The organism is Elioraea rosea (assembly GCF_007644105.1).
GTDB classification, from domain to species: Bacteria; Pseudomonadota; Alphaproteobacteria; order Acetobacterales; family Acetobacteraceae; genus Elioraea_A; species Elioraea_A rosea.
This window is the reverse complement of record NZ_VFAC01000018.1, coordinates 24,807-51,668: the sequence shown is the minus strand read 5'-3', so window position 1 is coordinate 51,668 and position 26,862 is coordinate 24,807. Positions and strand designations below refer to the sequence as shown.

General features: G+C 65.7%; 25 protein-coding genes and 1 tRNA gene. 12 read left to right on the top strand and 14 right to left on the bottom strand.

Translation table 11 applies throughout. The features are described 5' to 3' along the window. Positions 1-1,291 precede the first annotated feature (1,291 nt). A complete protein-coding gene (locus FIF60_RS22385) occupies positions 1,292-1,744 on the top strand; it encodes a thermonuclease family protein (protein ID WP_408869868.1) in 453 nt (150 codons plus the stop codon). A gap of 727 nt (positions 1,745-2,471) precedes the next feature. Here the strand turns inward: FIF60_RS22385 and FIF60_RS12480 are convergent. The 5 genes from FIF60_RS12480 to FIF60_RS12460 form a co-directional block, all read right to left on the bottom strand. Continuing rightward, positions 2,472-3,002, bottom strand: a complete 531-nt coding sequence (locus FIF60_RS12480) for a hypothetical protein (RefSeq protein WP_144186414.1) — start codon at positions 3,000-3,002, stop codon at positions 2,472-2,474. A 179-nt stretch (positions 3,003-3,181) separates the two neighbouring features. Beyond that, positions 3,182-4,681, bottom strand: coding sequence for an AAA family ATPase (locus FIF60_RS12475; RefSeq protein WP_144186413.1), 1,500 nt, complete (start codon positions 4,679-4,681; stop codon positions 3,182-3,184). Positions 4,682-4,684: 3 nt separating this feature from the next. Next, positions 4,685-5,197, bottom strand: a complete 513-nt coding sequence (locus tag FIF60_RS12470) for a bifunctional DNA primase/polymerase (protein WP_275426717.1) — start codon at positions 5,195-5,197, stop codon at positions 4,685-4,687. Positions 5,198-5,907: 710 nt separating this feature from the next. Beyond that, the gene (locus FIF60_RS12465; RefSeq protein WP_144186411.1) at positions 5,908-6,660 is read right to left on the bottom strand and encodes a hypothetical protein; all 753 of its coding nucleotides are present in this window, start codon (positions 6,658-6,660) and stop codon (positions 5,908-5,910) included. 2 nt (positions 6,661-6,662) lie between these two features. Continuing rightward, entirely contained in the window at positions 6,663-7,997 is a 1,335-nt protein-coding gene (locus FIF60_RS12460) for a tyrosine-type recombinase/integrase (protein ID WP_144186410.1), read from the bottom strand. Positions 7,998-8,131: 134 nt separating this feature from the next. On the opposite strand from FIF60_RS12460, the gene FIF60_RS21595 reads away from it, so the two are divergent. The 3 genes from FIF60_RS21595 (at position 8,132) to FIF60_RS12450 (ending at position 10,552) form a co-directional block, all read left to right on the top strand. After that, positions 8,132-8,197: transfer RNA gene (locus tag FIF60_RS21595), tRNA-Glu, on the top strand. Between the two features lie 378 nt (positions 8,198-8,575). Next, entirely contained in the window at positions 8,576-9,247 is a 672-nt protein-coding gene (locus FIF60_RS12455) for an SDR family NAD(P)-dependent oxidoreductase (RefSeq protein WP_144186409.1), read from the top strand. Positions 9,248-9,529: 282 nt separating this feature from the next. Beyond that, on the top strand, positions 9,530-10,552 hold the full coding sequence (locus FIF60_RS12450; protein ID WP_144186408.1) for a methyltransferase: 1,023 nt from the start codon (positions 9,530-9,532) through the stop codon (positions 10,550-10,552). A 460-nt stretch (positions 10,553-11,012) separates the two neighbouring features. On the opposite strand, the gene FIF60_RS12445 is transcribed toward FIF60_RS12450, so the two are convergent. Further along, on the bottom strand, positions 11,013-11,174 hold the full coding sequence (locus FIF60_RS12445; RefSeq protein ID WP_144186407.1) for a PEP-CTERM sorting domain-containing protein: 162 nt from the start codon (positions 11,172-11,174) through the stop codon (positions 11,013-11,015). 210 nt (positions 11,175-11,384) lie between these two features. After that, positions 11,385-11,783 carry a hypothetical protein gene (locus FIF60_RS12440; protein WP_144186406.1) on the bottom strand — a complete coding sequence of 133 codons (399 nt, stop codon included), beginning with the start codon at positions 11,781-11,783 and terminating at the stop codon, positions 11,385-11,387. Between the two features lie 356 nt (positions 11,784-12,139). Here FIF60_RS12440 and FIF60_RS12435 point away from each other — a divergent pair, with 356 nt between their 5' ends. Next, positions 12,140-12,565 carry a hypothetical protein gene (locus FIF60_RS12435; protein WP_144186405.1) on the top strand — a complete coding sequence of 142 codons (426 nt, stop codon included), beginning with the start codon at positions 12,140-12,142 and terminating at the stop codon, positions 12,563-12,565. Between the two features lie 102 nt (positions 12,566-12,667). Then, on the top strand, positions 12,668-13,165 hold the full coding sequence (locus FIF60_RS12430) for a helix-turn-helix domain-containing protein (RefSeq protein ID WP_144186404.1): 498 nt from the start codon (positions 12,668-12,670) through the stop codon (positions 13,163-13,165). A 113-nt stretch (positions 13,166-13,278) separates the two neighbouring features. On the opposite strand, the gene FIF60_RS12425 is transcribed toward FIF60_RS12430, so the two are convergent. Both FIF60_RS12425 and FIF60_RS12420 read right to left on the bottom strand, forming a co-directional pair. After that, positions 13,279-13,563: a hypothetical protein gene (locus FIF60_RS12425; protein ID WP_144186403.1), complete on the bottom strand. Its 285-nt coding sequence runs from the start codon at positions 13,561-13,563 to the stop codon at positions 13,279-13,281. Further along, positions 13,560-14,081: a cation-transporting P-type ATPase gene (locus FIF60_RS12420; RefSeq protein WP_204251185.1), complete on the bottom strand. Its 522-nt coding sequence runs from the start codon at positions 14,079-14,081 to the stop codon at positions 13,560-13,562. Before FIF60_RS12420 ends, FIF60_RS12425 begins: the two co-directional genes overlap by 4 nt. Before the next feature lie 438 nt (positions 14,082-14,519). Here FIF60_RS12420 and FIF60_RS12415 point away from each other — a divergent pair, with 438 nt between their 5' ends. Continuing rightward, on the top strand, positions 14,520-15,800 hold the full coding sequence (locus FIF60_RS12415) for a PQQ-dependent sugar dehydrogenase (RefSeq protein WP_204251184.1): 1,281 nt from the start codon (positions 14,520-14,522) through the stop codon (positions 15,798-15,800). Between the two features lie 163 nt (positions 15,801-15,963). After that, complete coding sequence (locus FIF60_RS12410; protein WP_144186444.1) at positions 15,964-16,275, top strand: c-type cytochrome; 312 nt, start codon at positions 15,964-15,966, stop codon at positions 16,273-16,275. A 132-nt stretch (positions 16,276-16,407) separates the two neighbouring features. On the opposite strand, the gene FIF60_RS12405 is transcribed toward FIF60_RS12410, so the two are convergent. From FIF60_RS12405 to FIF60_RS12390, 4 genes are read right to left on the bottom strand one after another with little or no spacing between them, the layout of a single operon-like run. Further along, positions 16,408-18,006: an ABC transporter substrate-binding protein gene (locus tag FIF60_RS12405; RefSeq protein ID WP_144186402.1), complete on the bottom strand. Its 1,599-nt coding sequence runs from the start codon at positions 18,004-18,006 to the stop codon at positions 16,408-16,410. Between the two features lie 20 nt (positions 18,007-18,026). Continuing rightward, a complete protein-coding gene (locus FIF60_RS12400; protein ID WP_144186401.1) occupies positions 18,027-18,893 on the bottom strand; it encodes a BKACE family enzyme in 867 nt (288 codons plus the stop codon). 44 nt (positions 18,894-18,937) lie between these two features. Then, positions 18,938-19,822 carry a BKACE family enzyme gene (locus FIF60_RS12395; RefSeq protein ID WP_144186400.1) on the bottom strand — a complete coding sequence of 295 codons (885 nt, stop codon included), beginning with the start codon at positions 19,820-19,822 and terminating at the stop codon, positions 18,938-18,940. A 19-nt stretch (positions 19,823-19,841) separates the two neighbouring features. After that, positions 19,842-20,675 (bottom strand): sugar phosphate isomerase/epimerase family protein, encoded by an 834-nt coding sequence (locus FIF60_RS12390; RefSeq protein ID WP_144186399.1) that lies wholly within the window; start codon positions 20,673-20,675, stop codon positions 19,842-19,844. Positions 20,676-20,918: 243 nt separating this feature from the next. On the opposite strand from FIF60_RS12390, the gene FIF60_RS12385 reads away from it, so the two are divergent. The 4 genes from FIF60_RS12385 to FIF60_RS12370 all read left to right on the top strand — a co-directional run bounded on the left by FIF60_RS12385 (position 20,919) and on the right by FIF60_RS12370 (position 25,395). Next, complete coding sequence (locus FIF60_RS12385; protein ID WP_144186398.1) at positions 20,919-22,337, top strand: amidase; 1,419 nt, start codon at positions 20,919-20,921, stop codon at positions 22,335-22,337. Between the two features lie 14 nt (positions 22,338-22,351). Beyond that, positions 22,352-23,320: a Bug family tripartite tricarboxylate transporter substrate binding protein gene (locus FIF60_RS12380; RefSeq protein WP_158639190.1), complete on the top strand. Its 969-nt coding sequence runs from the start codon at positions 22,352-22,354 to the stop codon at positions 23,318-23,320. 121 nt (positions 23,321-23,441) lie between these two features. Continuing rightward, a complete protein-coding gene (locus FIF60_RS12375) occupies positions 23,442-24,653 on the top strand; it encodes an amidase (RefSeq protein ID WP_158639189.1) in 1,212 nt (403 codons plus the stop codon). Beyond that, on the top strand, positions 24,643-25,395 hold the full coding sequence (locus FIF60_RS12370) for a GntR family transcriptional regulator (RefSeq protein WP_144186395.1): 753 nt from the start codon (positions 24,643-24,645) through the stop codon (positions 25,393-25,395). Before FIF60_RS12375 ends, FIF60_RS12370 begins: the two co-directional genes overlap by 11 nt. Before the next feature lie 93 nt (positions 25,396-25,488). Here FIF60_RS12370 and FIF60_RS12365 read toward each other — a convergent pair whose 3' ends face one another. Further along, positions 25,489-26,736: a M20/M25/M40 family metallo-hydrolase gene (locus tag FIF60_RS12365; protein ID WP_144186394.1), complete on the bottom strand. Its 1,248-nt coding sequence runs from the start codon at positions 26,734-26,736 to the stop codon at positions 25,489-25,491. Positions 26,737-26,862 lie beyond the last annotated feature (126 nt).

Sequence of the window (26,862 nt, the reverse complement as noted above, 5' to 3'; positions counted from 1 at the left end):
ACGATGAGCGCTAGAGCCGCATGGTCGAAAGGCTGGCTAAACCGCACAAGGAAAGATTATCGTTTCCGCTGCGCAAGCATCTTTAGGAGGCAGTGATTATGCTTAAGAAATTGATTTCATTATGTTTTTTTGGAGTCCTTGCTTTCTCTAATGGACCAGCTTCAGCGAGCTCCGCCTACCGAGAGTTTAGGGTAGGCGATTGGAGCGTTGGAGCCTACCGCGACAATAGAACTCGACAGTTTTCAAATTGCATGGCTACCGGACAATATAGATCAGGTATATCGTTATTCGTATTCGTTAGCCGCAGCTTGGACTGGTTGTTGGCGTTCAGTCACCCGGATTGGAGGCTTTCGCCTGGGCAAAAGTTCCCTATCCAGATGAATTTTGATCAGCGTGCCCCGTTACACCTGCAAGCCGAAGCCATTTCTTCAAATCTTGTCGGTGTTCCAATGCCCGCAACAGGGCCGGTCGTGGAAGCATTTCGCCAGTCTTACGTTTTGCGTGCGTTTGCACTGGGCAACAGGTTTGAGTTCAATTTGACCGGGACATCCCGGCTCTTAGTCGAAATGGTCCACTGTGTCCGGACGGAGCTTGCAATCGAACGCGGTGAGCCGCCTCCGGTCTTGGCGCAGCCTGCGCCCGCTCGGCCGCCAGCTCAAACACCAATTCCGGCCCGGCGCGAAAGTTCGGTTTCTCCGCATTCCACCGAAATGCAGCTTCTCGCGACGCGGATCGCCTCGAACCTTCTGTTGCAAGCTCAACTGCCGAACGCTCGGTTGCTAGCGCCCTCGGAGGTCCCGAGCGAGTTCCGCGAAGTGGCTGCTGATGGCGTTGCATTTGTGTCGGACGCCGGGCTGGGTCTGGTGAGGTTGATCCGCTCGAGTGATGGAAACAGCAGTCAGATGGTGGCGTCGAACCTAATCGCTTCTGACGCGACGGCATGCAAAGGCGAGTTTGCCTCCGCTCGTTCTACAAGCCTTGTCGACAACGACGTAGTGACCCGGGCCTCAGTGGCTTGCCGGCAATCCGAGACTGGATTCTCTACGAACTACTACATTGTAGAGCGGCGCGGGTTCGGCTTCGTTGTCGTGGGCGTCCTAAATGCAGATCGAGATGGGGCACCCGGCGGCGCTAGACCTGGGATAGGGGAGGCTGCGCTCCAATTGGCCGTCAGCAAGGCAGCAGCAACTCCCTGAACATCCGCTACTCGACCCGGCCGGCAGTTAGCGCAAGCCGACGCGTGTGGCGCCTGGCCGGCTTGCGTATTGCTGTCAGCCTTGCCTGCGCCTGCATGTCCTGGTCGGCTCCTGCGGTCGCCACCTTGATCAGCGGGCGGCCTATTGTGATCGACGGTGATACGCTTGAAATCGACGGTATAGTGATCCGCCTGCACGCAATTGACGCTCCTGAACTCAGGCAGACGTGCATCAGTAGTGGCGGGAGGCGATGGCCGTGCGGGGAGCATGCTGCCGAAGTGCTTTACCAGCGCGCGCGGCAACGGATCGTCCATTGCCAGCCAATGGGCCGAGACAGAAACCGGCGCGTCATGGCGCGATGCAGCCTTGACGGGATCGACCTGGGCGGGTGGATGGTTCGTGAGGGATGGGCTATCGCCTACCGTCGCTTTGGTCACGACTACATAAGCGAGGAAGCCGAAGCGCAGAGTGCGCGAAGGGGAATATGGGCAGGGCGCTTCGATCCTCCTTGGGATTGGAGGCGGGGGAAGCGCCATGCCATCAAGTAGCGTCGGTTTCGTTGGTACAGGTGGCGCAGGAAGGGTTAGGTCGAGCCATTGGGTTCGGCCGTACTATCGCGAGCGGTAGATGGCGCCAGCGATGTCATGGGGCGCAGCACCACCCGCCCGGACATCTCGATGTGCTCGGCCAAAATTTCGGCCACGATGTGCGCGGACAGCTCGTGAGCGTGCCGGTGCGCCTGGCCACTTCTTCGGAACCTGAGCGCGTAGGATAGGGCGGCGACAAAACTGGCGCGATCTACGGGGACGAGCTTTTCATCGGTCATCCACGAAGCGTAAGCGTGGCAATCGAACAGAACAAGAACATTACACGACCTACCCAGGGTCGTTCATACTCCACGGGCGCGCGATCAAACTGGCTGGGGTAGGGTGCGAAAACGAAGTCGGCCGCGCCGTCAGCAATGTGCGCATAACCATCACAACCGGAGGTACGAAGGCGAACTGTGGGGGCCGGCGTGGGCCCCGACTAGCGCGGAGATAAAAGACAATCCGATCAGGTGGTTGGATGAGTTTTCTGGCGTCCCGCACGGACTTCGATGCAACATCGGGACTTTTCCTCCTGGGTTTGGCCGGAAGTCTGCAGCAAAGGAGCTAAGGGGATAAATAGGGGAATATTCAGCCTGTAAGGAACAAAGGCGCAGTTACTCGACATTGTTGGTCGATGACGGACACTGATTTTCGCACAAGTGCCGTATTGGCAAATATTCAAGGCGATTTATGTTGGCCGATGAATGGCTGGCGCATGCGCGTAAGCCAACACGTGATCGGGCCTTCGCCGCCACCGCGCGAGAGCATCGGCGCCGTGCATCCAGGCCGCCATCCCAGGCCGCATGGGGCCACGTTGCAGCCCTGGCCGGTGTTCCACTGCGGCACGATTCCGGAGGGCTTCCAGCGTCGTGTGAACGCGAGCAGCGGACCAATCAGGAACGTATCTCTCCCGGATCTCGCGTGCCGTCATCCATTCGCCGGGTGGCAGCTGCGGCAATAGATGTTCCGCACCGCAGGGGCCGAAGCATGCGCGGCCACCGTGCAATTCCGCAAAGGTCGGGCGCCGATGGATCGGCAGCGGCTTCGGCACCATGCGCTTGGCGTAGCGGCGGCGGCGCGTCTTCTTCGCCTTCGCAATCGCCTCGCGCTTCGCTCGCTTGGCTCTATTGCTCTCGCCCCGCGTGAGCCGTGCTAATTCGCGGATGACATCCACCGGCTTGCGTGTACGGCGAGGGGCGTGGGTGTCGTCAGCGCTCATGGAGCGGCACCACGGGGCATGCTTTGTGGCCACGGGGGGCGGGGGAGGGGTTCAAAAAACTTCCCAACACCAAGCCCTGCGCACCGGCGCACCGCACATAGGGTGCGGTGCGCATGGTGCGCATCATGGGCCAGCGCACTGGTGCGCACTGGTGCGCAGTTGGTGCGCAGCGGTGCGCATCAATGCACGGCATTCCCCACCCCCTGGCCAGAGTGCGAAACCGGCGCCGCCCGTGGTGTGACGTACTCCGCAGGAACGCCGATTTCGATGCGCCCACCTACCACGCGCCGCTCTAATGCTCCCTTCTTCACTAGATCATCTACAGCCCGCGCTCCCGCGCTGTTTCCTTTGCCCGCCTTCCGCTTTGCCACTTGCGCCGCCTTGGTCGCGTCGGCTCGAGGAAGCCAGACCATTTCCCCTTCGGGCTTTCCAATTTCGGCAGCGGCCCCGGCCACCGCATCGAACGCCGCGCGCAACGCCGGAGTTAGCCGCGCGACTGGCGGATCGAAATCATCCGCGATCGATGCGGCGCCGTCTCTCACCACACACGTCGTCACCGGATCGCCGTCAGCATCTCTCCCTATCTCGACCACGCGCAGGCTGAACGTCATCGCCTTGTCCTTGGACCCGTCGCGGACCTTCTGCAGGATGATCCTGCCCCTCTTCATGTATAGCGTCTGATCGACGTTCCCGTTGAAGCCGGACGATCCTCGAGGCCCGCGGCTCTCGTCCTTCCCCGGATGGTGCAACAGAAGCACCGTGGCCCCAGTGTCCTGTGCGATGCGCCTCATGGCCTTCAGGAAGGGAGAGACGTTCTCTGTCTTGTCCTCATCGCCACCGATGGCCAGCGCCACCGTGTCGATGCATATGACGCCTGGCGACATGCCGGTGGCGTTGAGCAGCTTCCGATATGCCGAAATCAGCCGGCGAGTGTCCCGATTTGTCTCTGATGTGAGGGCGAGCAGCTCCGTCATGAGATAGAGGCCGTTGGCCCCTTTCTCCCTGTGCAGCGCCGTGTATCGCTTCTTGATGCCCGCCTCGCCTTCCATCGCCACATGGAGGCAGAGTCCCTGGCGCGTCTTTCGCCCCATCCATGGCTCGCCTTTGGCCACCGCTGCCATGAAATCCATGGCGACAAAGGTTTTTCCCTCGTTCGGTGCGCCGTACAGCATTGTGACGCTGCCGCAGCCGATGACGCCTTTCAGCGTCTCCGGGGCACTGACGTCGAAAAACACATCCGGCGCGTGCTCGACGCGCAGCCCTTCGTCATCGCTGTCTTCATCACCACCCGTCCCAACCGGACTGATTTCCACCTTCTCGAAATTTGCTTCCGGCGCGAGGTACTGGATTGGGTTCTTCCGCGACTTCGCCGCGGACGCAATTTTCCTCTCCAAGTCCTCGACATCCCAAGGGGGCGCGCACTCCTCGTTCCAGTACTCATCCATGATCTCGAGCGCAGTCGCGGGGGTGACGAAATCCAAGGCGCGGTTTGCCACCACGATCGTGTGGGGGTCGCCACCGGCGCCCGCGATCGCTGGCCCAAGCGCCATGATCTCGCGTATCGCAAGCGCCCTGGTCGAAGCGGAGTCCTCCGGCAAGAGGCACTCACCCGCGAACTCGGAGCGATCGCGTGGGCGGTTGAGGCTACCGAGGAGCCAATCCGGGACTTCCATGAACATGGATCACCACTCTCCCGCCCTGAAGAACTCTTGGAAGGTGGCGCTATCCTCTTCCCAGGAGTAACCCATCTGCCCGGGTGCCACGACAAGGCCGCCGGTACCCCTGATGTCGATACCGTTCGCGATGCCGTGTAGCTTTCCATCTGCATCGACGCGGCCAACGCCGTTGGCCACCGGAACTGGCGACCACATGTAGTAGTGTCTGCCACCGCTCCGGGTTCTGACACGCGGACAATGCGGGAGCGGTTCATTCGCCTTCTCGAGCGCGGCAAGAGACGCGAACCCGTCCCGATTTTCGCTAGGCTTGTTGTCGACATCGATGACAACGAGGTACTTGCCGTTCGGATATGGGCCGCCGGTCGCAATGCCGACAGCGCATCCCTCCTTCCAGTATGAGAGGTCGCCTTTCTCGGCGCGAGCCTGCCACCCTCTGAGAGCCGGTCGCTTTGTCTGGGGGACGATCTCAAACACGCGGAAGCCGCTCGCGTGTAGATCCTTCGCGAGTTGATGCGACATGCTCGCGGCCCTCACGCTTTGCCGACCGTGGCGCGGCGGCGCTTTGCGCTGCCTGAGTGCCATTGACCGCGGTGGGCAACGCACGTGCGGGGCAACGCGTCCGCCCCTAACCAGGAGGGGGACGTGAATTCACGATGGCAAACCGCACAGCGTCCGCTCCAAGTCAGGACGGTAGAAACATCGCCATCCTTCCGGATGTACTGGCGCTTGCCGACAAGCCTGTACAGGAAGTCCGCACCGTTCGCGGAGTCCACCCGGATTGTGCCCGGCCGCAGGTCGCTCAGTTCCATCGGCGACTCAACTGGGTTATATGTTACCGACTTCATGTGATTTTCCTTCGGCCCCGTCGCGCGCCAACGCTTCGGGGCCGCCTTCTTTTCAGGGGTTGTGACTAGCTGGCCGATTGTGATTCGGCAGCCGATGCGATGCGTCGCGCCTCTAGCCAGCGCTGCAAACTCGCGACCGGAACGATTGTGCGAGCGCCTACTTTGACCCGCTCAATGCGCCCGGCCTTTAACTCGAGGAACAATGCGCTCCGAGAGATGCCGATCGCGCTCGCGGCTGCCGGGATTGGCAGGGCTAGAGCGGGGGTGTGAGTTGCTTGATCCATTCGGGGCCTCCATGCCTGTCCTGGATTGTTCTTAGGACTGCTATGGAGCCGCGATTTGCCGACTCTTAAGTTGTCGGTGAAAAACGCGTAATCTATTGATTCAAAATGGGCCGGTTGCGGCCTTTCGCATCGCCTCGATCATGCCTTTGCGGTAAGCGGTATGTCGCGACTGCCGCTCTTTCAGGATCCGAGCCGATACCTTCAGCGAGCAGCGGCAGTTAGCTCGCGATCCGGCGGAGATGTGCTGCAGTCGACGGCTTCTTGAGGCTTCAAGCAACGCTTCTGCGAGCTCGCGAGCGGTGCGCGATGCAGGACAGTGGAGCCCGCGCTGCGCGAGCTCTTCGTCCAGCACCACGGGCGCGGCAGCGCGCAACGATGTGTTGGCCTCCCGCGCTAGGTAGCGAACCTGCGCGCCCCATCGGAGAGAAAGCTCATTCGCATAGGCGCGCTTCTCTTCCGTATCCCATACAAAGGTTTCAAGATGACCGGGGATGCCCTCGTCATCCTCTTCGGCACTGGCTTTGGCCGGAAGCTCGAATGACTCCCACGCTGACTTCTGCGGCGGATCGGGGATGCGATGTAGCTCTATCGGCTGTCCCTCAATCTCTCCCAATTTCCTGCGAACGTGCGCTTGATTTGCGTTGCCTCGATAGAAGCCCGCAGCTTTGGGCGTCCGTTCAAAAAACTCCGGGAAGTGCTTCAGCAAGAGTGCTGCGAGCCGAAACTTCCACAGCGCAAACCTCCGCTTCCCTGCGTTTTCGTGCGCGGCCAGGAACGCCGCGAAGGCTTCGGATTTCTCGCGATGAAGCCTCGCTTCCGCGGCTTTTCGTTTGCCGTTCGATCGCTTGGTCATGGCTACACCGCGCGAAGCCTTGCGGGCTGCGTTGGCGCAAGCGGTGTGATCGCGTTGCGCATCAATTCTTCCGTCGCATCCACGATGTATGCGGCGTAGTGCTTTTCGATCATCGCAACGGACGTGTCATGCATCGCGGCCACGAGGCGCAGCGGCAGCCCCTTCGTCAGTGCGCGCACGATGCTGGTATGGCGCAGCGCATAGGGCACGATCCCCGCCGGCAGTCTCGCCGCTGCGATCGCTTCATCCCATGGCCTCGCCATGTCAGCCCCGACGCGCCAAGGCTCGCGCCGGTCGCGTATCCATTCGATGCGTCCTGCGTTCTGCGGCGTCACCGGCGCTCGCTTGTGTAGCCAGCGCATCAGCAACGGTTCATGGCCGCCGCGGCCGGCCATAGCGGGCCGCAGGGCGTCGATCACGTCACTGCCTACCGGAATAGCGATCGGCGGCTTTGAGCGGCCCGCCCGCCCCTTGGCGCTGGCCGGAACCATAATCCGTGCTTGTGCCACCTGCACATCGGCAACCGTCAGCTTCGCAGCCTGCCCAAACCGGCAGCCCGTTCCCGCGAGCACGAGCACTAATCGCCCGAAATCGCCCTCCGGATCGATCGCCATGGCGCCCTCGAGCACGCGCCGCACGTCTGCGTCGTTAAGGATCTGCTTCCGAGCCGTAGTCGCATCCGCAATGCCTTTCAGCCCTTCGCGGATCTCGAGTTCAAACCCTGTCGGCAGGTTGCGCCGGTGCAGCCGGCCGGCGCCATTGAGTGCGGCCCTTAGATCGTTCATCAGCCGGTTTGCCGTCGCTGGCTTCAATGCTGAAAGCCGGCGTGACCGCCACGCGGCCAACGCTTCCGCCGAAACCTTGTCGAGAGGCAGGGCGGCAAGTGGATCATCGGCAGGCACGTGGCGTTCGAGTCGCGCCTCTGCATCCTTACCCGCGCGCGCCGCACGCTGCTTCCTGGTGTCGCTATACGCTGCCAGGGCGTCACGGACGGAGGGAAGGGGAGCCGTCCCTGGCGCGGCCCGGTGCTTCTGATCCCACGTGCGCGCGGCTTCCTGAGCCTGCGCGAACGTCATCACCTGCTGGCCATCGGCAGGGCTGCGATCATCGGCCAGCGCAAGCCGCTCTGTCTCATATGCCCCATCGCCAAGGTAGCGACGCGCAATCCATACGCCGCGGCGAACCCGATCGCCGCCATCGCGCGCCTTCTGTTCGCCAGCGTAGTAGCCAAGGTGAAGGCCCGCGGCGATCAGCCGGTAATAGGGCTTCTTTCGGGGCTTCAGCCGCAGCCTGGCGGCTTCGGTGTCCAGCTTCGCGTCTCGAATGGCACGGGGCATTCAGGCCTCCGGTAATGGCTATGGGAGATCTCCCATATTTCTCCCATATACCGGCGCGGATCACAAGGGACACGTATGGACGCAATGGCCTGTAGATCAGCGAATGACTGGACTTTGGAGGATGACTAAGGAAAAGCGATAGGCTTTGCCACGCCCCTCTCACGGCGGTAACAGGGGTTCGAATCCCCTACGGGACGCCAATCTTTTCAGTACGTTAGCGGCTGCCGATGCTGCGGCGTCGAATGCAGTGCCTACAACCGTTTGCTGCCAGTAGCGGATGGATCGCCGCGACGATCCCCCACTCCGCGTTCTGTCAGCGGCCCCCTCGCGCGTCTCATCGCTCGCCCCGGGTGCCTGCTTCCACCTGTCCTTGTTCTGAGGCGACGCTCAGCCGATCCAATCCCCGCCGCAGCCCAGCTGTTCATTGTCGAGGCACATGCAGTAACTCGCGCGATTGCGGCGCAGGGTTCATCAATGTTGCCGCGAGGTCCCGTGACCGGTTAACATTTCGGAACCGTATCACCTACAGTTGGCGATATCATCAAAGTGGGCGGGGGGATCAGGTGGCACCGGTAGAGATGGGCCATGCCGTCGTGACCGGCGCAAGCTCCGGCATCGGGGAGGCCATCGTCACTCGCCTGCTCCGCGACGGGTGGCGCGTAACCGGTCTCAGTCGCCGCGATCCAGCACGATCTGAACCGGGCTTCACGCATCGCGCCGTCGACCTGCTCGACGACGCTGCATTGGTGAACGCGCTGACCGGCATCGATGCTAATGCCCTTATCCATGCCGCCGGCGTCACGCGCGCCGGACCGCTTGGCTCCCTAGACCTGAACGCCGGTCATCTGCTGTGGCGACTTCACGTCGATGCGGCAATCCGGTTGGCCGACATCCTGGTGCCCAGGATGCCGGACGGGGGGCGCATTGTCCTAATCGGAAGCCGCGCCTCAGCCGGCGTGGCCGGCCGCAGCCAGTACGGCGCCACCAAGGCTGCACTGGTGCCGATGGCCCGGGCCTGGGCGCAGGAACTCCTTCACCGGCGCATCACGGTGAATATCGTCGCGCCTGGTACCACGGACACGCCAATGCTGCGCGACCCCGCGCGAAGCGCCACGCCTCCGAAGGTGCCGCCCATAGGGCGCTACATTCGCCCCGAAGAGGTAGCCGCCCTGACCGCCTTCCTGGTCGGGCCGGAAGCAGATGTCATCACAGGGCAGCAGATCATGATTTGCGGCGGCTCATCGCTTTAGGGCTTTGATCGTGGTTGATGCTTCCCATGCTTGCGTGGACCCGCAAGTCTGGGCGCATGAGGGAAGGGATTGAGATTCAGCTCTGACTGGGCGATCGCGAGCAACTGGATGGCCTGGTCTCCGATCGCAAAATTCCGCAGCACCATGTCTGGCGGGCGCGGATCGTACTGATGAGCGACGAGGGTTCGGGCAGCACTCCACCAGCGCCACCTCACGGAGTTGGACCCCGGCCAGCGTTTCGCCACCGACTTGATGCCCGGCAACTCGGTATGGGAGAGGGCCATGGCAGAGACCCCAGATGCTCAGGACGACCGGACCGCGCTCGATCTGCTGCTGAGAGGATTCCAGGTTTCACGCATGCTGCGCCTCGTGGCCGACCTCGGCATAGCCGACCGGATCGCGCCCGAAGGCCAGGTCGCACTGAACGACTTGGCGCGCGACTGCGGCGTCCACCCCCAGCCCTTGATGCGCGTGCTCCGGGCCCTCTCCGCCTTCGGCGTCTTTGCCGTCAGAGCGGACGGCACAGTCGCGCATACGGCACTGTCCCGCTTGCTGCGCACCGACACGCCCAAGAGCTTTCACCACGCCGCTCGATTTTGGACGGCGCCCGGGTCGTGGCGCGCCTGGGAACGGCTGGATGTCGCTCTTACCGGCAATGTGCCGCACGAGGCTGCATGGGGCATTGGACGCTTTGATTATCTTCGAGCTCATGCCGAGGAGGGGCGCATCTACGACGCGATGATGGCGAACTATCCTGACGACAGACATGCGGCGATAGCGGCGGCCTACGACTTCTCCGGCGCCGGGCTGATCGCTGACATCGGCGGTGGCAATGGGGCGATGCTGCGTCAGGTCCTGGCGCGATTCCCCGACGCGCGGGGGGTGCTTCTTGACCGTTCGGACGTGATCCGTGCCATTCCGCCGGACGGGCTGATGGGCGGGCGGATCGCCATCGCCGAGGGTAGTTTTTTTGAGCGCGTGCCAGAGGGAGCGGACGTCTACACGCTCGTGCGGGTGCTACACGACTGGAGTGACGAGGACTGCGTGACCATCTTGCGCGCGTGCCGGGCGGCGATGAAGCCTCAGGCGCTGTTGCTGATCGGCGAGCAGATCCTCGACCCCGACCCTGCAAGTGGCCAGCATGTGGCGTATCTTTCCGACATGCAGATGATGGCGATGCTTGGCGCAGCGCGCGAGCGGACTGAGGATGAGTTCCGTGGCCTGCTCGTCGCCGCCGGCTTTACGCTGCGGCGCGTGCTCTCGACCCGCTCAGTGGTCTCGGTCATCGAGGCTGCGTTGGCGTGAGGCGCGCACGGCGCTCCCACTGCTCGCGAGATGCAGAGGCGACGTCGCATAGCGGCGACGTCTGACTATATGTGAACAACGCGTTGCTGACCGAGTTATGCCGAGGGCTCCCTGACTGGTCTCTGATCGATGTCCACAGCGGCGTCTACATGTTGGGCACGCGAAGCAGGCAGTCCGCGAGCTATGTTTGACGATTTGGGTGGACACCCGCGCCTATCCGCCCCAATGGCCGCAGGAATCGACACGTTCCAGTTCCCGTCTTCATCGTGCACGGGACGCCACTTCAAGAGCCGCAAGTTTTCTCTTTTGTGATGGGCCGTGCTTATGGCGCGGACTGTTCGCCGATCGTCTGCTGCGTGATGCGGCAGATGTGGATGGTCGGCGCCGGTCCTCCGCGCCAGGCGGTCACGCTGATGAAAGAGCGCATGTGGCCCGGAACGACCGGCCCCGCGCGCCGGCTTCACGCCACCCGGGCGCGCCGGCGGAGACCGAGGACTGCCAGCAGCCCCGTGCCAAGCAGGGCCAGCGAGGCAGGCTCAGGGACGGTCACGACGTTCCCGCCGCCGACATTGTTCCCGCCGCCGCCATTCGACCCATCGTCCCCGCCGCCGACAATAAACATTTCCAGTGGAATGTTGATCGAGAACGTGTAGTCCTGCCAGGAGTCAAAATTCTCTACGGTATCGTAGACAGTTTTATAGTACTTAATCTCTTCGGTAACATAGTCAATTTTTTCTACTTCAAATTCGAGGTCGCCACAGGGATACGGTAAACCAAACCTCGCGCACTCCTCCGGCTCATACGGAATATAGATTGTTTCGTAATATCTGATTTATCGCGTAATGAATTCACTATAATCATAGACCTCTTCTCGGTACTCTTTAGTCATAAATACAAATGAATCCATGTATATGTCATAGAGGCCAGGCATGAAGTAAGAGAAGGTCGCGGTGTAAGACGCTGTGGCGCGTAGCCCTGATGACGTGAATGAGGTCGGAGATGCAATGACGGCCTGCCCGTTCGAGCGGACCTCGACAGCCGCGTCGATGAACGGATTGGTGTAAGGTTCCTGAATGAAGTATTCGAACAGGAACGTAATCGGCACCGGATTGGGCCCTGGCAGCACCCACTGCGGCGTGATCCGGTAGTACTCCTGCGCCTGCGCCGGTCCGGCCGCGGCCATCCCTGCGGCAAGCGCGAGCGCCGATAGTGCTGACGAGAACCTACCCATCCCGTGTCCCCTGCATTCCGTTGACGTGCCACCCGTTCGGCAAGCACGACGACCCCTACCGTTATGAAATGAGTGTTTTGTCCCTCGGCGGCAGTCTCTTGAAGAGCCATTCGCGCCGCCCGAGCCGGTTTTCTGCCGGATCTGTCCCGGGCTGCCGAATCTGTCCGAGCCGTGCTTCGGGCAGGAACGCCATGGTGGGCCGATGCCCGGCGACCACGGCATCGACGGCCGGTCGATGCACGCCGCGACGCGCTGTTGTTGCCGCGTGAACCAGGACCGGAGACAATGCGGGTGACTGTAACCGGCCTGGGGACGTTGAAGCGGCAATGCGAGGGGACGCGCACGCCATCGATCCGATGGCGCTCCCGCTGTTCGATGTCAGCGCCACGAGCGACGGTGGCCTGCTCGACGGAACATCACGCGTGGTCGAGCGGGTGGCGCAGCCGAAGACCACCTATGCCTACCAGCTGCGGGACCGGACGCTGTGGCGACAGCGTTTCGACCGGCCGATCTTCACCCTCGCCACGCGCAGCGCGGGCTCGATCATTGCAGCACACGCCACGAACCGGTTCGCGACGGACGTGACGATCGACGGCGAGCAGAGCGGCCTCATCTGCTTCACGACGCTGCTGCAAGGCCGGTCAAGCCTGATCAATGACACGGTGGAAGTGACAGCGACGCCGGAATGCGGGCTGGTGTTCCGCCCCGGGCCTGCCACCCGGCTGCTGATCAGCGACGACAATGAGCGGGTCAACATCTTCCTCGACGCTGGGGCGGTTTAATCGACGCTGGAACGGCTGCTGGATCGGCATCTCCCCAGCCCTCTCCAGTTCGCGCCCCGCGTCGATTGGGGCTTCGGGCTGGGCGCCAGCCTGAAGCGGCACTTGGATCTCCTGGCGCTCGAGTTCGAGCGGCCGGACGGTATCGCGAGCAATGCCGTGGCGCTCGCATCGATGACCGACCTGCTGGTTGCACTCGTGCTTCAGGGTGCGCCGCACAACTACTCCGCAGCGATGCACGTACGGTCAGCGCAGCAGGGCCAGGCAACGGCTGCTCCGGCCTATGTCCGGCGGGCCGAGGCCTTCATGGCCGCGCACGCCATGGAGCCGATCCGGATGGCCGCTATCGCCGCCGCCGCGGGGTGCAGCGTCAGGACGCTCGGCGACGCGTTCCGCAGGTTCCGCGGCAAGACGACCTTGCAGGCGCTGTATACGATCAGGCTCGAGCAAGCCAGGAGTGCGCTCGAACGCGGCGAGGAAGACAGCTCGGTCGCGCAGGTCGCACGCCGCTATGGCTTCAGCAATGCCGGCCGGTTCAAGGCCACATACCGTCAACGGTTCGGACAGATGCCGGCGGAGACGCGTCGGCAGCGGTCGCGTTAGGCCCGCCCACGAACCCGTCTCACGGCGCTCATGTCGGCGAGGGGTTTATCGCCTACCGATCGACAGCGGTGACGATAGGTGGAGCGCCTGAGCGTAACTCGCTCCGAAACCGGTCACCCAGAACGTGCTTCTCGATTTTCAGAAGCACGAAGCTCGCCGCGCCGATGGCGAAGATCAGCACGCCCTCCGGCCCCGTCAGTGGGCTCGAGCCGAAAATGGCGTTCATCGACCTTGCGGATGTTGTCGTGCACCATACGCCCCTCGTACACGGCGGCGACGATGGAGGCGAAGTTGTCATCCATCAGCACCATCTGGGAGGCTTCCTTCGCGGCCTCGGTGCCCTTGATGCCAATCGCGATGCGGACATCGGCGCGCTTGAGCGAGGCAGCGTCATTCACCCGTCGATGCGCAGGCTTCGGGCCCGCAGGAGGCGGAGATCCGCAGGCACGCGGTCACCGGCCTCGATCAGGACGATGTCGCCTGGCACGAGGTCGGCCATCGGCACGCTGATGAGGTGGCCGTCCCGCGGGACATGCGCCTGGGGGGCGATGAGGCCGCGGATCGCGGCGAGGGCATTCTCCGCTTTGCCCTCCTGGAGGAAGCCGACGATCGCATTGACCAGAACGACGGCGAGGATCACGCCGCTGTCGACCAGATGCCCGAGGACCGCTGCTGCCAGAGCCCCGGCGAGCATGAAGTAGATCAGGGCGTTGTTGAACTGCGCCAGCAAACGCAGGAAGGGGTGCCGGCGCGTGCCCGTCGGCAGCGTGTTCCGGCCGTTGCGCAGCAGCCGACGCTTCGCCTCCTCGCTCGTCAATCCGTGCGGGGAGGTAGCGAGCTCCTCGATGACGGCGGCAATGTCACGCGCATGTGTCGGGGAATCGGTCCGGCGTGTTCCGGTGGCGGTGTCAGTCAAATCGAGCGTCCTCGAAGCCCCTGCAAGAAGCGGACGCGATCATGGGTGAATCCAGCCACAACAGGACCGCCCGTCCTACTCGCGGGACAGGCCGAACGGCGATCGGCCATCAATCATCGAACCCACGCGGCCGACATGACATTGCTGGTTCCGACGGCTCCTTCCAGGAATATTCCGCTTGCGGTCCTGTTCCCCTCGCCGAGACCCGGCGAGCCGGGCGAGGGTTCTGGCGTGTCCCTGTTCGTCCATCCAGCATCCGGACACGCCACGCCTCAGGCTTTTCCCTTTCCGTTGCGGATAGGCAATTGCTAACGTCCCGAGTCCGAGGTTCGGCTACCGGAGCCAGGGGCTGCACGATGATGAAGGCCGCGCAGCCCGGCCGGCACGTCGCGCTTCGGATCAATGGCTGCCAGCACAAACAATCGGAGGGAGGGAGCGGTGGAAAAACCTTTCCGCTTCGTGTTGCCCGGCGCGATCGTCGCGGCCGTGGCCTTGTCCGGCCCGGTTTTCGCCCAGGCCCAATCCGGCGCGCCGAACCTCGCCAGCACCACGGTGGTGACCGGCCGGGAACTGGTCTGGGACATGGCCTTCCTGCCTGACGGCACGATGTTCTTTACCGAGAAGTGCCGCGGGCTCTCGGTCCGCGCACCGTCGGGGACCATCACCCCGCTGCTCGGGATGAAGGATTCCCAAGGTTACCCGGAGACGGCGGCAGACCTGTTCTGCAGCGGCCAGGCCGGAATGAACGGCGTGGCGATCGACCCGGAGTTCGCCTCGAACCGCTTCATCTATGTCTACTCGCTGTCGAACATGACGGCGCCTGGGACCAATCGCGTTCTCCGTCTGACGGTCAACCCCGACATGACCCGGGTGAGCAACAGGACAGACATCGTCGCCGACATTCCCTACAAGCCTGCCGCCAGCAATCACCCGTTCGGCGATCCCGGCGCGCACAACGGCGGGCGCCTGCGTTTCGGCCCCGGCGACGGCTTCCTCTACGTGACGACCGGCGACACCCACAACGGCATGGTGCCGCAAAGCCCGACGCGGATCGGCGGCAAGGTGCTGCGCATCGATCGGGACGGACGGCCCGCGGCAGGCAACAACGCGCCGCAGGGGTTTGACCCGCGGATCTTCACCTACGGGCACCGCAACCCTCAGGGCATCTGCTTCCGCCCTGGCAACAACCAGGTGTTCACGGCGGAGAACGGGCCCTGGCACAGCGACGAGGTGACGCTGCTCAGGGCCGGCGGCAATGGCGGGTGGGACCCCCGGCCGAACACCGCCGGGCGTGGCGACTGCCCTGACGGATACTGCGGCTACATGCCAAACCAGATGGGCGCCGTTCCTCCGGCAGAGCGGTCGGCCTTCATGCCGATGACCGACACGAAGACCTACCCGGATGCGATGAAGCCTGCCTGGAACAATGACGGCCTGTCGCAGGGCATGTCGTCCTGCACGTTCCTGAACGGGTCGCAATGGCGCGACTGGAGCGGCCGCATGGTCGTTGCGTTCATGGGCATCGGCATCCACGGTACGCCGGTGGGCAACCGGCTCGATGTGCTGGACATCGCAGCGGACGGGTCCTCCGCGAACCGCACCACCATCTCGCTTCCGATGCCAGCCGGCCGGTTCCGGTCCGTCGTCCAGGGGCCGGACGGCAGCCTCTATGTCGGCACCGACCAGGGAGACATCTACCAGCTCAAGCCCGGCAACTGAGCTCGTTCTGCAAAGGCCGCACCGCCCCCTCGGGTGGTGCGGCCCCCGCCTTGTCGCCGGCTCCGTCACGATGCGTGACAGGGCCGCTTGGCTGCCGGCGGCTTTGCGATCAATCTTCTGCCAAGCCGTGTCATCCGGAGGGCGCAGGATGAAAGCCGTGTCGATGTTCGACCTTCGCTGCCTCGTCGTCGTTTCCGCCGTGCTCCTCGCGCCATGGAACGCCTTCGCCAGCGCCGAGCTCGCGAGGAGCAAGAACTGCGTCGCCTGTCATTCCGTCGAACGCAGGATGATCGGCCCGCCCTTCAAGGACATCGCCGGCCGGTATGCGAATGACGGCTCGGCCGTCCAGACGCTGAGCCAGAGAATCCGGGAAGGCACGGTGGGCAACTGGGGCCAGATGCCGATGCCGGAACAGCCGCAGGTGTCGCAGGACGATGCCGAGGCCCTGACGAGATGGATCCTGTCGCTCCAGTAGGAGGGCTCCATCCGGCGCGCATCGAGGAACCCGGCCGGCAGCGTCGGGCAGGCCGCCGGCTTCCGGCCCGGGCGGCGCGGTTCGCGTGTCGCGCGCGTCGTGCGGGCGACGGGGGAACCCGACGCGATCGGGCTATTTCCCCGGGCGCACGCCCGCCGCGAGGGTCCACTCGTCCGAACGTGCGGCGTACTGGAAGCCACGGCGAACGCCCCAGAGATTCACCTGGTGGTGCGTCGGGACGAGCCCGACATCCTGCATCGCGATCTCCGTCGCGCGGATGAAGATCTGCCGCCGGCGCTCGTCGTCCAGCGTCGCAAGCCCCTCCTCGAGAAGCCGGTCGACTTCGGGGTTTGAGTAGCGCGAGCGGTTCGAGGCGCCGCGGCCGGTGGTGCGGTCATGCGTGGCGAGGAGCGAGCCGATCGGCGACGAGGGCTCGGCCGTGTCGATGCCCCAGCCCCCGAACAGCATGCTGTACTCCTGCCGGCTTGCCGCCGTAATCCAGGTGGCGAAGGGCAGAAGCTGAACGCTCGTCTGGATGCCCGCGCGCGTCAGCATCTGGCCGAGCGCCTGGCAGATCCGGTCGTCGTTCACGTAGCGATTGTTCGAGCAGTGGATCGTCAGGTTGAACCCGTCCGGGAAGCCAGCCTCGGCGAGCAGGGCGCGGGCGCGCGCCGGGTCATAGGGCGGTGGGGGAAGCGTCGGCGTCCAGCCGAACCAGTCGCGCGGCATGAGCTGGCCCGTCGCCTCCGCCGCGCCGTCCATCACGCGGCTGACGATCGCCTCGCGGTTGATGGCGATGTTGACGGCCTGGCGGACGCGAAGATCGCGGAACGGGTTCTGCGCCAACGGCCTTCCCTGACGGTCCGTCACGTGCGGCGATGACCGCTCGAGATGATCGACGAACACGTACATGTTGCGGTTCGAGATCGCGCGGCTGACATGGGTGCGCTCGTCGCGTTCGACACGCGTGATGTCGCTCGTCGGCAGCGCGTCGATGATGTCGACGTCGCCGGCCAGGAGCGCGGAGACCCGCGCGGCTGGGTTGCGGATGAACCGGGTCGTCACCGAGGCCCAATGCGCCGCCCCGCCCCAGTAGTCCGGGTTGCGCTCCATCACGATCCGGTCGCCCTGCGTCCAGGACACGAAGCGGAACGGCCCCGTTCCGATCATCGCCTTGCCGCTGTTGTAGTCGGCCGTCGTAGCCCCCTCGCCATGGCGGCGCGACACGATGCCGAAGGTCGAGAGATAGACCGGCATCAGCGGGAACACCGAATGCGTGCGGAAGCGGATCGTGTGCGCATCCACCACGATCGTCTCGGCGATCTGCCGAAGGTAGAGGCCGAAGGAGGAGGGGCTGTTCGGAACCGAGGGCGCGCGTGAGATGGTGAAGGCAACGTCATCGGCAGTGAAGGGCGAGCCGTCATGCCAAGTGACGCCTTCGCGCAGCTTGAACTCCCAGGTCAGCTCGTCGACCGCGCGCCACGAGACGGCTAGGCCGGGAACGAGCTTCTGCTGCTCGTCCTGCAGGATCAGCGCGTCGAAGAAATGCGCCGCGACGGCCTTGTTCGGCGCGAGGTTGTGGAAGTGCGGATCCGTCGAGGTGATTTCTGCCTCGATTGCGATGCGCAGCGTCGGCTCGCTCTGCGCCGAGGCCGGGCTAAGGCCGGGTGCGGCGAGGAGCACGGCGCGCAGGGTCGTTTCGAGAAGCGTCCGTCGTCCGACTGGGAGCATCGCGGCGGTCTCCTTCTGGGTCAGGGGGAAGGCATGCGCAGGATCTCCCGCGCATCGGCAGGGGTGGCGACCTCACGCCCCATGTCACGCGACATGCGCGCGACGCGGTTCACGATGTCGGCGTTCGTCGGGCAACCGAGCTCGGGATAGTGGTAGTCGCCGAGCCCCGGCGCGACATGCCCGCCCGAGGAGATGGCAAGCGCGGCGCAGGGGAAGATGTTGGCGTGCTTGGTGCACACGGCCCACTGGATGCTGCCATCGGCCGGCACGGCATGGAAGAACGCGCGCAGCCCCTCTGGCGTGGCGTCGTGTCCCGCGAGGCGCCCGCCGCCGCACAGCGGGATCTTCGCAAGGGCGGGGCTGTCGAGCAGGCCCATCTCGATGAACGCGGCCGCGGCGCGCATGAACGCTACCGTCCAGATGCCCAGGCTCGGCTTCACGCCGAGCTCGCGCATCGTTTTGGCGAAGAACATGCAGCTTTCGATGCTGTTCTCGTACACCTTGTCGGTCGTCTCCCAGCGCTTCTCCGCCGGATTGTACCGGTCCATGTTCGTGCTGCCGATGTCGATCGTCGCGATGTCCGGCTTCGAGGCCTCGACATGCTTCACGCGATCGGTCGCATCGCCTTCGAGGTAGACATTGCCGAGCGTGGTGTGGATCAGGATGTCGCTCCGCGCGCGGATCTCGCGGGTGATCTCGGCATAGAGCTCGGGGCTGTGGCTGCGCTCGCCGTTCGGCCCGCGCGCGTGCACGTGCACGATCGATGCCCCCGCCTCGCGGCACTGCGCCGCCTGCTCGGCGATCTCGCGGGGCGAGTAGGGAATGTGCGGATTCGGGCCGCGCATCTCCCACTCGTTCAGCCGGACGTTGATGATGAGCTTGTTCATGGGGCGTGTTCCGTATCGGTTCCGGGCGGGAGTGGTGCGAAGCGTCAGGCCTTGGGCAGGCCAAGCATGGAGCGCGTCTCGGCCGGTGTCGCGGGCTCGCGGCCGAAGCCACGGGAGAGGCCGGCGAAGAAGCGGACGAGCTCTGCGTTCGTGGGGCAGCCGAGCTCCGGATAGGGATAGTCGCCGATGCCGGGCGAGAGGTGCCCGCCGCGCTCGAGCGCCACCGCAGCGGCCGGAAGGATGCTGCCTTCCTTGCACGTCACCGTCCATTCGATGCGCCGCTCGCGCGGCAGGACGTCGAGGAAGGCGAGCGTGCTCGCGATGGTGCAGGGATGGCCGCCGACGATGCCGCCCTCGCAGAACGCGAACTGGACATAGGCCGGTTCCGTGAAGACGCCCATGTCGAGCAGCGCGTCCGCGGCGCGCAGGAAGGGGATCGCCCAGCAGGTGAGGTGCGGCTTCACGCCGGCGCGATCCATCTCTCCTGCGAGGTACATGCAGGTGCCGATCGTGTTGAGGTAAGTGCGGTCGGTCGTGAGAAAACGCTTCTGCGAGCGGTCGTACACGTCGATGTTCGTGCTGCCGACATCGACCGCCGCGAGGTCCGCCCGCTCCCCGGGCGTCTCGCGCATGCGCGCGATATGGGCGGCGCGCGCCTCGTCGCCCTTGATCGTGTTCTGCCCCAGCGTGCAGTCGATCAGGATGTCGGTGCGCGCGCGGATGCGTCGGATAATGTCGAGATAGACATCCGGGTCGTGCGAGGGGGATCCGTCTGCGTTGCGTGCGTGGAAATGCACGATCGAGGCCCCGGCTTCGCGGCAAGCGGCGGCGGTCTCGGCGATCTCCTCGGGCGTGAAGGGCACGTGCGGGTTGCGGTCACGCGGCGCGTACTCGTTCACGCGCGCCATGATGATGACCTTCTTGGACATGGGGGCTTCCTCCCGAGGGTCAGGCTTGCGCGATGCCGGCGCGCACCGCGCGGTCGGCGAGACTGTCGCGGCCCTCGCGCATGTCGTCGATCGTGCCGAAGGCGAGCATGTAGTGTCCGCGATAGCCTGCCTTCTCGATCATCGCGAAGGTGTCCTCGAAGTCGATCGTGCCCTCGCCGGGGCGGAGATGCTCCTCCTTGCCGCCGCGATTGTCCGCCAGTCGCACCTCCTCCATCCGCCCGGGCCCGAACGCCTCGAAGAAGCCGCGGATGCCGATGGGAAGCATGTGCGCGTGGTTGACCGTGTAGGTCCACCCGTAGATCTCGGGGTCGAGACGATCGAAGTAGGCCCGGCATTCCTCGACGTCGCAGGCGAGGTAGCGCACCTCGGCATCCGCCGGCTCTGGGTTCATGTTCTCTAGCAGCAGCCGGATGCCGTTGGCGCGAGCATGGTCGCCAAGGCGCTGCAGGCGCTGGATGCCTGCCTCCATGCGCCGGTCGTAGTCGCCGGTGAAATGGAAGCCGCCATGCAGGACGATCCAGCCCGCCCCGATCGGCCGCGCCAGCTCGATGTAGCGGCGGAAGTACTCCTCGACCGCTTCGCTCAGGAATGGCGCGGTCTCGGCGACGTTCACCGCCGACAGCGTGTGCAGCCCGAGATGGATGCCACGCGCCTCGAGCGATGCGCGCACGGCCCCGATCCGCCTGGCATCGAAGTCCCCGAAGGCGTTGCCGGTGTCGCCCAGCCGCACGTCGATCACGCTGACGCCATGGCTCGCCGACCAGGCGATGGCCTCCTCGATGGGCAGGCGTGCGCCGAAATCGATGCCGATACGGTCCTTGAACGTGGTCACCCGGCTGCTGCCCTCTTGCTGTGCGGGGCCGTGCCCCGGATTGTCGACGATCTTGGAGCGTTTCGTTCAGCCAGGGGTTTGTCAAGCGATGCCTCGCCACAACAGGGGCCAGTTTGGCGCGGGTCTGGCGAGGCGCGGCTTCGTTCCGGGCTGTGTGGGTTCAAGTTTTGTTGACAATACTGTCATTTCCGTGTCGCATCGGCGCTTCGCCGGCCTGATCCTGTCCTGACGAGGAGCGATGCGTTGACCGTTCTGCCTGTCGTGCCGCTCGACCCGGGTGCCCCGCAGCTGCGCCGTCCCTACGATCCGCGGCAGCCCCTGCTTCGGCCCTACGTGTCCGAGGCGGCCGCCTTCCGCACCGGACGGACGACGCCGCGCGCGTTTCTCGAAGCCTGCCTCGCACGGATGGAGAGCGACGAGCCCGCCATCCGGGCCTTCGTCTCGCACGACCTCGCTGCCGCGCGCCGGGCGGCCGACGCGGCAACGACACGCTGGGCAGCAGGCCGGCCGCGCTCGCCGGTCGATGGCATGCCGCTCGTGGTGAAGGACATGATCGCCACGGCGGATCTTCCGACGCAGATGAACAGCCCGATCTACGCGGGGTGGGACGCGCGCGCCGATGCGGCGTGCGTGTTCGCTCTGCGCGAGGCCGGTGCCGTCGTCATCGGCAAGACGGTGACCACCGAGTTTGCCTGCGGCAATTCCGGGCCGACGCGAAACCCCTACGACACGGCGCGTACGCCGGGCGGCTCCTCGAGCGGCTCCGCCGCGGCGGTCGGGGCGGGGATGGCAACGCTCGGGTTCGGCACGCAGACGCACGGTTCGACGATCCGCCCCGCGGGGTATTGTGGCGCCTACGCCCTGAAGCCGACGCATGGCGCGCTGCATGTCGGCGGCGTCGCCCCGCTCGCCGCGACGCTCGACCATCTCGGGCTGATCGGCGCGAGCCTCGAGGACGTGTGGGCCACCGGCATGGCCATCTCGCGCATCGTCGGCGGCACGCCGCCCCATGCGGGCCTCGCCGGGCCCGAGCTGGCGCCGGATGCGAAACGACCCGCGACGCTGGTTCGCCTCGAAACGCTCGGCTGGAAGGAAACGCCGGAGACCGCGCGATCGGCCTTCGAGGCGGTGGTCGCGGCACTCGCTGGGGCGGGCGTGACGATCCTCGACAGACGGAACGACGATGCCGTCGCCGCGCTCGAGGCCGAGCTCGAAGGCATCGGCGAGTTCGCGAACGACCTGCTCGCCTGGGAATCGCGCTGGCCGCTCGCGGCCTATCGCGCGCATGGGCCGGAGATGGTCGGCGGGCGGATCCAGGACCTCCTGGCGCGCGCGGCCAGGCTCGATCCCGCCTCTTACGCACGCGCACTCGCCGACAGGCAGCGCCTGCGTGACCGTGTCGCGCGGTTCGTTGGCCGCGCCGACGGATTCGTGATGCTCTGCTCGAGCGGACCCGCGATCGAGGACCATGGCTTCACCGGCTCGCGCAACTATGCGCTGCCATGGACGCTGGTCGGCGCGCCCGCCTTCGCTCTGCCCCTCCTTGAGGCCGATGGCCTGCCGCTCGGGCTGCAGATCGCCGGCTTCGCCGACCGCGATGCCGAGGCCTGCGCGATCGCGGCGTGGTTGCGCGACACACTGCTTCCGGAACAGGAACAATGAGGGAGACGAGACCCATGACCTTCCGCAGAACCGTGCTGGCCGGCCTGCCCGCGCTTCTCGCAGCACCTGCCGTGCGCGCCCAGGCCGAGTTCCCAAGCCGTACCATTCGCTTCCTCGTCGGCTTCCCGCCAGGCGGGACGACGGATGTCGCCGCGCGGCTGATGGCGCCGAAGATGCAGGCGATCCTCGGCCAGCCTGTCGTCGTCGAGAACCGCACCGGCGCACATGGCAACATCGCTGCCGAGCATGTCGTCCGTTCGCCGGCGGATGGCCACACGATCCTGATGGGCACGATCGGCGGGCTGTCGATCAACCCGACGCTCTACGGCAATCTCAGCTTCGATCCTCAGACCGACCTCGCTCCGATCACGCGCGTCGGCATGATCCTGAACGTGCTCGCCATCCCGCCCGATCGCCCGTGGCGCAGCACGGCAGACCTCGTCGCGGCGGCAAGGCGCGACCCGCTGAACTACGGCTCCTCCGGCTCGGGCGGCGCTGGCCACCTCGCGGGCGAGCAGCTCAACATGATGGCGGGGCTGAAGAACGTCCACGTTCCGTATCGCGGCGGCGCGCCGCTGATCACCGACCTCATGGCAGGGCGCCTCGACTTCGCCTTCACGCCGGCCTCCGGCGCGAAGCCGCAGGCCGATGCAGACAAGCTGCGCATCCTCGCCGTTTCGACCAAGAATCGGAGCGCGCTCCTGCCGGACGTTCCGGCCGTCGCCGAAACGCCAGGCCTCTCAGGCTTCGACATGGCGGACTGGAGCGCGATGATGGCGCCGCGCGGAGTATCGGCACCGGTGGTTCGCGCCCTGCACGCAGCGGCAACGGGCGCGCTGCGCGACCCGGAAGTCGTCGCCGCACTCGCTCAGCGCGGCATCGAGCCCACGCCATCCAGCCCCGAGGACTGTGCGGCCTTCATCAAGGCCGAGACGGAGAAGTGGACGCCCGTGGTCCGCGCTTCCGGCGCTCGGCCCGATTGAGCCGGGCCGCGTTGCCTCGCGCCGATAGGAGGAGGTCGCCATCGCAGCGCATCGTCTGAACGAACTGTCTGCGGCAGAGACCGCCCGTCGCATCGCCCAGGGCGATGCGACGGCGCGCGCTGTGGTCGAGGCCTGCCTCGAGCAGGTGTCGCGGCGCGAGGCCACGGTCATGGCCTTCGAGCATCTGGATGCGGAGGGCGCACGCCGTGCGGCCAATGCGCTCGATTCGCGAGGTGGGGCGAAGACCCTGCCGATCGCCGGCGCCCCCTTCGGCATCAAGGACATCATCGACACCGCCGACATGCCCACGGGGTATGGCTCGCCGATCCATGCCGGGCACCGCCCATCGGCCGATGCGGCCTGCGTCGCGCTCTCGCGCAAGGCAGGCGGGATCGCGCTCGGCAAGACGGTGACGACCGAGTTCGCCAACCTCCACCCCGGCAAGACGCGCAACCCGCATGATCCGCGGCGAACCCCGGGAGGCTCCTCCTCCGGCTCCGCCGCGGCTGTCGCTGCGATGATGCTGCCGCTTGCCCTCGGGACGCAGACGACGTCCTCGACGATCCGCCCGGCCTCGTTCTGCGGCGTCGTCGGGTTCGTTCCCAGCTACGGCTCGATCAGCGTCTCCGGCGTTCGCGCCGCGGCGGGCTCGCTCGACCGGCTGGGCCTGTTCGCGCGCACGGTCGACGACGTCGCGCTCTACGCTGACGTGCTGCGCGGCATACCGCCCGAGCCGTCGCCGTCGACACAAGGCTTCGCCCCGCGCATCGGCTTCTGTGCCGATTTCCTGGCCGATCGCATGGAATCCGGCACGGCAGATGCCCTGTCGCGCCTTGCGCGGACCCTGGGGACGGCTGGTGCGGCTGTCGCCGACATCGCGGTGCCGCCCGCCTTCTCGCGCCTGACCGATGAGCACCGCTGGATCTCGAGCTTCGAGTTCGTGCGCAACTTCACCTACGAGATCGAGAACCACTGGGACCGGATCAGCACCACGCTGCGCGAGGGGCGCATCAGCCACGGGCTCGCCTGCTCTTACGAGCAGTACCTCGCGGCTCGGCGGCTCGCTGGGGACGCGCAGCGGCAGATCGATGTGCTGTTCGGCCCCCACGATGTGCTGCTCGCCGCATCCGCCGCCGGCGAGGCGCCTGAGGGCACTGCGACGGGTGACTTCGCCTTCTGTGCAGTGTGGACGGTGCTTGGCCTGCCGGCCGTCTCGCTTCCCCTGCTGAGCGGCCCGGCGGGACTGCCGATCGGTGCGCAGCTTCTCGCGCGGCCCGGCGAGGACGCACGCCTGCTCGCCGCGGCATCATGGGTGATGGCGCATGGAGGCTGATCTTCTCGCCACCGCCCTGCTCAGCCATCCGCCGCCGGCGGAGCACAAGACGCATGTCGACCGGGTGTTCGAGCAGATCGAACGCGCCATCGTCATCGGCGAGTTCGGGCCAGGCAGCAGGCTCGGCGAGGAGACGCTGGCGGAGCGTTTCGGCGTCAGCCGCGGCCCGCTTCGCGAGGCGCTGCGCCAGCTCGAGGGGCGGGGCCTCGTGGTGCGGCTGCCGCATGCCGGCGTGCGCGTTGTGGCGCTCGGGCGCGAGGACCTGATCGAGCTCTACGAGATCCGCGCCAATCTCGAAGGGCTTGCGTGCCGCCTTGCTGCACAGAGGATCAGCAATGCCGAGGCCGATGCACTCGAAGGCCTGCTCCGTCGCCATGGGGCGGAGGAGGGGGTGCGCAGCGGCACCGCGTATTTCCAGGAACACGGCACGTTCGACTTCCACTTCGCCATCGCGCGGCTCTCCAAGTCGCGCAGGCTCGAGAGGCTGCTCTGCGAGGATCTCTACTCGCTGACGCGGCTGTTCCGCTATCGCACCAGCCACAAGCCCGGACGGCCGGGGAAGGCCTATGACGACCACCTCCGCATCTGCGAGGCGCTCCGCCAGCGGGATGCCGAGGTCGCCGAACTGCTGATGCGGCGCCATGTCGAGGCGGCGCGCAAGGAGCTCGAGGCGATGGATCTCGGCGATGCCGGGCCGCCGCGTGGCCCGGGCCGCGCGGGACGAAACGGCCGTGCGGGCTGAGGGCGCCAGCACGGCCTCCCGGCGCCGCGCGAAAGCCGCACGGCGCCCCCTTGCCCTACGCCAGCAGCAGCGGCCGCTGCGCCGGTCGGCTGATCACCGCGCGCCGCCGAGATAGTCGAAGGCGGAGAGCACATGCACCTTCACCACGTGCAGGTACTCCTCGATATCGACGTTCTCGTCCCGCTGCCCCATGCCCCGCGGGTGCGGGCCATAGATGAAGGCTGGGATGCCGCGCTGGCGCCACAGCCGCGCGTCCGATCCGCCGAGCGAAAGGATCGGGCGCGGTTCGATGCCCGAGACCGCCTTGGCGTTCTCCCGCATGAAGCCGACCATCTCGTGGAACGGGTCGCACGCCGCGGGCTCGGTGAAGTTCAGCTCCTCCATCGTCACGCTCGGGTAGCGGGCGAGGACGGAAGCGATCCGGGAAAGCAGCTCCTCCTTCCTGCCGCCCACGGGAAGGCGGAAATCCGCCTCGAAGCTGCACGAGCCCGGGATCATGTTGACCTTCAGGCCGCCCTGGATCGTGCCGATGTTGAGCGTGTAGCGCTGCACCGTATCGGCCGCGCCGGCGCCCATCGCACGGTCGGCCGCCTCCGCGCCTTCCGCGAGCGCTTCGCCGATCCGCCCGGGAGGGGCGACCGCATCGCCGGTGATCGCCTGGAGGTCGCAGATCAGCCGCGCGGCCGTGATCGTCGCGCTTTCGCTGAGGTGCGTGTAGGCGCCGTGCGCCCCGGGTGTGCGGACCGTGAAGCGCAGCCACAGCGGCGCCTTCTCGCCGAAGCGGATCGTGAACGGCGAGGACGGCTCTCCGTTCAGAACGCAGTCTCCCAGCACCTCGGGTTCGTTCGCGACAAGCCAGCGCGCACCGAAGGGGCCGAACGTCTCCTCATCGGAGACGCAGGTGAGCGTCAGCTTGCCGGCGAGCTCTGCACGCAGCGCGTGGAGATAGCGATAGGTCATGATCATGGCCGCCGTGCCGGCCTTCATGTCCGTCACGCCGCGGCCCCAGATCTTTCCGTCCGCGATCGCGCCAGACCAGGGGGCGTGCGCCCACGCTTCCGTCTCGTCGACGGGGAAGACGTCGATATGGCCGTTCAGCACGAGGTGCTTCCCCTCGCGCGCGCAGGAGAAGGTGCCGAGCACGTTCGGCCATTCCAGAACCGGAGCGACCGTGCGCCATGGCAGGCCGTGCCTGTCGAGGAAGGCGGTGATCACCGCCGTCGCCTCGCGCGTGTCGCCAGGCGGATTCGGCGAGGGCGCGCGCACGAAGCGGCAGAGAAAGTCGATGATCTCCTCCCTGTCGCGATCGATCATCGCTCCCAGCTCGCGCTTTGTCGTCATTGTCTCGGCATCTCCTCCATATTGGACGGCGATATCTCGCCCTTCTGCGCATTTCGTAGCCGGACCGGCCTTGCAACCGAGTGCTGCGCGTGCATACCCTTGCTCAATGACAAAGACACCGCAATG